Below are 606 nucleotides of genomic sequence, written 5' to 3'. Positions count from 1 at the left end.
AAGGAGACGCCGTGGCCCGCTGCACGGTCGAGCGGTTGATGCGACGACTTGGCCTGCGCGGAGTCCGGCGTGGCAAGATCGTCCGCACCACAGTCAGCGACCACAAGGCTCCGTGCCCGCTGGACAAGGTGAACCGGCAGTTCCGAGCCGACCGACCGAATCAGTTGTGGGTGTCCGACTTCACCTATGTTTCCACTTGGCAAGGCTGGCTGTACGTGGCCTTCGTTGTGGACGTCTTTGCCCGGCGCATTGTCGGCTGGCGGGTGAGCCCATCGATGACAACCGACTTCGTGCTGGATGCGCTGGAACAGGCCTTATACGCACGTCAGCCTGAACGCGGTAGCCATCTGATCCACCATAGCGATCGCGGGTCGCAATACGTCAGTATCCGCTACAGCGAACGGTTGGCCGAGGCTGGCGTGGAGCCGTCGGTAGGCAGCAAAGGGGACAGCTACGACAATGCCCTGGCTGAGACGATTAACGGCCTGTACAAGGCCGAAGTGATCCACAGACGCTCGTGGCGCAATCGTGAGCAGGTGGAACTGGCCACGCTCCAATGGGTGCATTGGTTCAATCACCAGCGACTGCTCGAACCCATCGGATATA

Annotated in this window: 1 protein-coding gene; it reads left to right on the top strand. The window is 61.1% G+C overall.

The features are described 5' to 3' along the window. A partial coding sequence (locus H4J77_RS20470) for an IS3 family transposase (RefSeq protein WP_182250143.1) occupies positions 1 to 606 on the top strand: 606 nt, incomplete at both ends.

The sequence above is a fragment of the Pseudomonas sp. 5Ae-yellow genome, from assembly GCF_014077575.1.
Classification (GTDB): domain Bacteria; phylum Pseudomonadota; class Gammaproteobacteria; order Pseudomonadales; family Pseudomonadaceae; genus Halopseudomonas; species Halopseudomonas neustonica.
The sequence above is the reverse complement of the archived record's forward strand: the minus strand, read 5'-3'. Positions and strand labels throughout refer to the sequence as shown.